We start from the raw sequence: 4482 nt of genomic DNA on the forward strand, positions 1-4482 counted from the left end.
TCGCAGGCATACGCCTCGATCTCGAACCAGATGCGGAACCGGGTTTCGGGCGACCAGATGGCGACCATTTCCGGCCGGGAATAGCGAGGGATCATCGTTTCTGAGTCCTGCTGGGAGAAGCTTCGGCCGCGTCCTAACAGAGGCCGGCCCAATGCTCAACGCCGCTGGCGCGCAAACCAGATGCTGGCGGCGACAAGTGCGGCAAAGCCGAGCGGAAAATAGAGCCGCACACCCAGGACGACGAACTGGTAGAGCGCCGTCAGCACGGTGAAGACGAACTCGAAGGCCCAGGTCAGCGTGAAGGCAGGCGCGTGCCACTCGGCATAATAGGAGCGGTATTGCAACGCGAACAGGCCTGCGGTGAAGGCGAGCGTGGCGCCGAGCAGGCACACGAATGCGGCGGCAAGCGCGGTTTCCCAGTGGCGGCCGCGCGATACCAGCCTGGCGAGCGTCAGCCCGACCGGAAAGGCAAGCGCGCCGCCGATGAAATACAAAAGCACGACGAATCGGATCCTGTCAGGCGTCTCCCAGTAGTAGAGATTGACGCAAGCGCTGGCCGCCATCGCAAGGCCCCACAGCAGCGCGCCTAAGACTGCCGTGCGCGGCGCTGGCAGCGCCTCACGTAGGCCCGGGCGGCGGCGCAGGGAAACTCGCTCGAGCGGTGTCACAGGCGGCCAGTCACTGCGATCCAGCGATAATCCGGCCCTTCGAAGCCGTATTGGCGAACTGCGATCAGCACCGCATAGGCGCTGAGGCCTTGCATCGAGAAGGTCTGCACCGCGCCGATCCGGTAGCCGTTCGGGCAACCTCGGCTTTTCGGAATGGACTTGTCCTCGTGCAGGAGCTGCGTCTTGCCCCCATCCTTGGCCTCGATACGGAGCAGCCGGAAGCCGTTAATCTCGCCTTGGCTCTGGCAGCCCTCGGTGTCGTTCATGGGAATCTCGTCGAGACGAAACTCGAGCGGATCGTCGACCGGGGAAAAGATCGGCCGCGGGTTAACTGCCATCCGGTAGGGATCGGCTGAAAGCTCGGTCACAGCGTTGAAACCGGCTGTGATGCCGCGATTGGCGGTGAGTTCGGCCTGGCTGACGATAGCCTCGCCTTTCTGTTTGGCTTGAAGACGTGCCGCATCAAGCGTTGCAGCCTCGTCGTCGAGGCGGATCCTGATCGGGGTGCCTTTAAAGAATGTGTCGGTCGCGGTGTCGATGTAATAGCGGTTGGAATAGGGGAACCCCGAACCGTCCTGAACGCCGTATTCCTCGAAAGCGAAGATGCCGCCATCCTGGCTGAAGCCCAGGATTTCAAGGTCGGCGACATCGCCGGCCGTGGCCGTGGACTGCGTCGCAAGCTGCGCAAGCAGCCAGATCCACATCAGGACAGGAATTCGCACGGACCGTTCGCTCCATCAGAATGGGACTACGTCATGCCTATCACGGCATGGTGAATGAGACGTGCTGCTCGATGCATCCAATCCGGCGCTCGTTTGTTATTGTCGGCCGTCTCACATCGACAGGGGGCGCGGCCATCCAACGGAGGACCAGCATGACCACCGACATCAGCAAGATACGCGAGCATATGGAAGTGATCGGCGCCGATGGCGTTCATCTCGGCACCGTCGACAAGGTCGACGGTCAGCGCATCAAGCTGACCAAGGCCGACAGCGGCATGGGCAGGCACAGGGGCCATCACCACTACATTCCGCTCAGCCTGGTCGCGGAGATCGATGGAAATAAGGTCTGGCTGTCGGCGAATTCGGATGTCGCGGTGACCTTCGAGGAAGAGAAGTCCGACCCGACCTGACCGGAAACGTTGGGTTTGCTTTAACGCAATTCCGGACGGAAAACCGCTACACACTTTTCCTGGAATTGCTCTAGCGCGAGGACCAGACCGGAAACAGATCGCCGTCGGCGGGCGTCGCCGCATAGACGCCGCGGCTGATGGCCCGCGCCATGGTGGCGCCGGCTGTCGCGTAGAGATCGATTGCGGCGTCCGCTCCGAGCTCGATGCCGCTCCTTCCGGTCGCCAGCGCGAAGACCAGGTCGCCGTCGGCCGGCGTGTGCGTCGGCCAGATGGCGCGGGCGAAGCCGTCATGCGCCGAAATCGCCAGCCGCTTGGCCGCAGCTTTGGTCAGAACCGCGTCGGTGGCGATGACGGCAATCGTCGTGCTGCTGCCTTCCGGCCGCGCCCCGACGCGTCTATCTCGGTATTTCAAGAGTATTTTCCTGGCGTCTTCCGGCATCGGATCGGGATAACCCAGGCCGCCGAATTCGTCGCCGATCTCGAAGGGGGCCGCCCAGAAATGGCGGCTGCGGCCAACCGTCACCGAACCGGTCGGGTTGACGGCGGCGAGCGCGCCGATGGTGACGCCGCTGTCGAGCACGGTCGAGGCGGAGCCCAGCCCGCCTTTCAGTCCGGAAGTCAGAGCGCCGGTGCCTGCGCCGACAGTGCCGATCGGGAAGTCGGCTGCCGCAACCTGAACCGCCTCGTAGCCCAGTTCGCGATAGGGCGGGTAACGGCCCCAGTCCTTGTCGCCGCCATTGGGCAGGTCGAACAGGATCGCCGCCGGCACGATCGGCACGCGGAAGCCGCCCACCTCCACACCGACGTTCCTTTCGCGCAACGCCGCCTGCACGCCGGAAGCCGCATCGAGGCCGAAGGCCGAGCCGCCGGACAGCACGATGGCATGGATCGCGGCGATCGAGTTCTGCGGTTCGAGCAGATCGGTCTCACGCGTGCCCGGCGCGCCGCCCAGCACCTGGACCCCGGCAACCGCTGGCTCCTCGCACAGCACCACAGTGACGCCGGACTTCAGCCTGGCATCGGCGGCATTGCCGACGCTGATGCCGGCGACATCGGTGATCAGGTTACGCGGTCCGGCGCGGAACATCACTTTTCCTCCAGTGGCACGAAACGCGTACCGTCGAAGCGGAAGGCGCGGAACGGATTCTGGCTGAGATCGCCCTTCTCGTCGAAGCGGATCGGGCCGATCGCGGTTGCGAACTCATGGTCGGTCAGGGCCTCGGCGGGCGGCTTGCCGGAGCTTTCCGCATCGGCCATCGCCGCCTTCGCGACCTCAACCGCGGCATAGGCCGGCAAGGTATAGCCGTCCGTCACAATGTTCCTTTCGCCAAAAGCCTGCACGACCTTGGGGTCGGCGATTTCGGCCCATTCGGGCGGCGCGACCATCAGCGTGCCGGCGGCATAGGGCACATCTCCGGGCGGGGCGCGCAGATTTTCGCCGCCGGCGAAGGTGATGCCGGCACCGAGCTGGGCGGCGTCGCGCCCCATGATGGCGATGTCGTCGCCGTCGCCGCCGGCGAACACCTTGGTCGCGCCTGCCTTCTTCAGCCGGCCGATGAGCCCGATCTGATTGTCGAGCTGCGGCCGGAACGTGTCGACGAAGACCGGCTTCAGCGCTGCCTGCTCGGCGGCCGCGCGTAAGGTCTCGGCGATCTCGCGGCCATAAATGGTGCCGTCATCGACAACGGCGAACAATTCATTCTGCCAGAGCCGGGTGAGGATCGTGGCCACCGCATTGCGTTCGTCGTCGCCGCGCGGCCCGAGCCGATAAACCGGCCAGCCGGTCTTGGCGCGGCGATCGGTCAGGCTTTCGGTGCGCACGCCGACGGTGATGACCGGAATATTGGCGTCCTTCAGGATCGGCAGCGCCGCCTCGATCGCCTCGGTGCAGAGAAAACCCACCGCGATATTGACTTTGGCGTCCACGAACTGCCTGGCGGCCGCTGCGCCGCCGTCGGCCGTGCAGGCATCGTCGACGGTCTTGACGGGAACGCCTTGGGCCTCCGCCGCCAGGCCTGTTCCGGCCTCGATCTGCTTGCCGAGGATCGCCGATGGTCCGGACAGCGGCGCGGCGACGCCAACCAGCGTCTCGGCATGGACGCTCGCGGCCAGCGAAATCAGCGCGGCTAAAGTCGTCGTGAGAAGGCGCATTCGGGTGAAGAGGTCCTCCGTGCCGGGAGTATGGTTCCGGCACTATTCCAGCAAAGACCTAAAGGCTGGCTAATCCCGGTGCAACACGCGAATTTCGGGATTGCGGTCAAGCACTTCGCCCGTGTTAAGCAACTTGTGGCATGCAATATGCCGCCATATATAACGGACTCGGTTTTTACAGGTGGATCATCGGGTGCTGAAGATCAATGACATCGGGCCACAGCACTATCGCGACGCGATGGCGCATTTTGCCGGCCATGTGCATGTGGTGACGACGGACGGCCCCGCCGGGAGGCGAGGCGCGACGGTGATTGCCGCCTGCTCGGTCTCTGACACGCCGCCCACCGTGCTCGTCTGCCTCAACCGCGAGAATCCCAAGAACGAAGCGTTCATCAGGAACGGCAACTTCGCGCTGAACACGCTCGCCTCGGACCAGGAGGCCGTTTCGGTCGGCTTTTCCGGCATGACCGGCCTACCGTCCGAAGAGCGCTTCGCGCTCGCCGAATGGGACATGATCTCGACCGGCGCGCC

The 4482-nt window shown here is 64.5% G+C and carries 6 protein-coding genes; 2 read left to right on the plus strand and 4 right to left on the minus strand.

The genetic code is table 11. The features are described from left to right. Positions 1 to 155: 155 nt before the first annotated feature. Together EOA38_RS28840 and EOA38_RS28845 are read right to left on the minus strand one after the other, a co-directional pair. On the minus strand, positions 156 to 563 hold the full coding sequence (locus EOA38_RS28840) for a hypothetical protein (protein ID WP_245480941.1): 408 nt from the start codon (positions 561 to 563) through the stop codon (positions 156 to 158). Between the two features lie 101 nt (positions 564 to 664). Further along, positions 665 to 1390 carry a DUF2259 domain-containing protein gene (locus EOA38_RS28845; protein ID WP_127300831.1) on the minus strand — a complete coding sequence of 242 codons (726 nt, stop codon included), beginning with the start codon at positions 1388 to 1390 and terminating at the stop codon, positions 665 to 667. Between the two features lie 152 nt (positions 1391 to 1542). Here EOA38_RS28845 and EOA38_RS28850 point away from each other — a divergent pair, with 152 nt between their 5' ends. Next, entirely contained in the window at positions 1543 to 1800 is a 258-nt protein-coding gene (locus tag EOA38_RS28850; RefSeq protein ID WP_127300832.1) for a DUF2171 domain-containing protein, read from the plus strand. A gap of 70 nt (positions 1801 to 1870) precedes the next feature. Here the strand turns inward: EOA38_RS28850 and EOA38_RS28855 are convergent, their stop codons facing one another. Together EOA38_RS28855 and EOA38_RS28860 are read right to left on the minus strand one after the other, a co-directional pair. Then, positions 1871 to 2887 carry a P1 family peptidase gene (locus EOA38_RS28855; RefSeq protein WP_127300833.1) on the minus strand — a complete coding sequence of 339 codons (1017 nt, stop codon included), beginning with the start codon at positions 2885 to 2887 and terminating at the stop codon, positions 1871 to 1873. After that, the gene (locus EOA38_RS28860; RefSeq protein ID WP_127300834.1) at positions 2887 to 3951 is read right to left on the minus strand and encodes a branched-chain amino acid ABC transporter substrate-binding protein; all 1065 of its coding nucleotides are present in this window, start codon (positions 3949 to 3951) and stop codon (positions 2887 to 2889) included. Before EOA38_RS28860 ends, EOA38_RS28855 begins: the two co-directional genes overlap by 1 nt. A gap of 193 nt (positions 3952 to 4144) precedes the next feature. Between EOA38_RS28860 and EOA38_RS28865 the strand changes: the two genes are divergently transcribed. Continuing rightward, positions 4145 to 4482 (plus strand): flavin reductase (locus tag EOA38_RS28865; RefSeq protein ID WP_127300835.1); only part of this gene is annotated, 338 nt, incomplete at its 3' end.

The sequence above is a fragment of the Mesorhizobium sp. M1E.F.Ca.ET.041.01.1.1 genome, from assembly GCF_003997355.1.
Classification (GTDB): domain Bacteria; phylum Pseudomonadota; class Alphaproteobacteria; order Rhizobiales; family Rhizobiaceae; genus Mesorhizobium.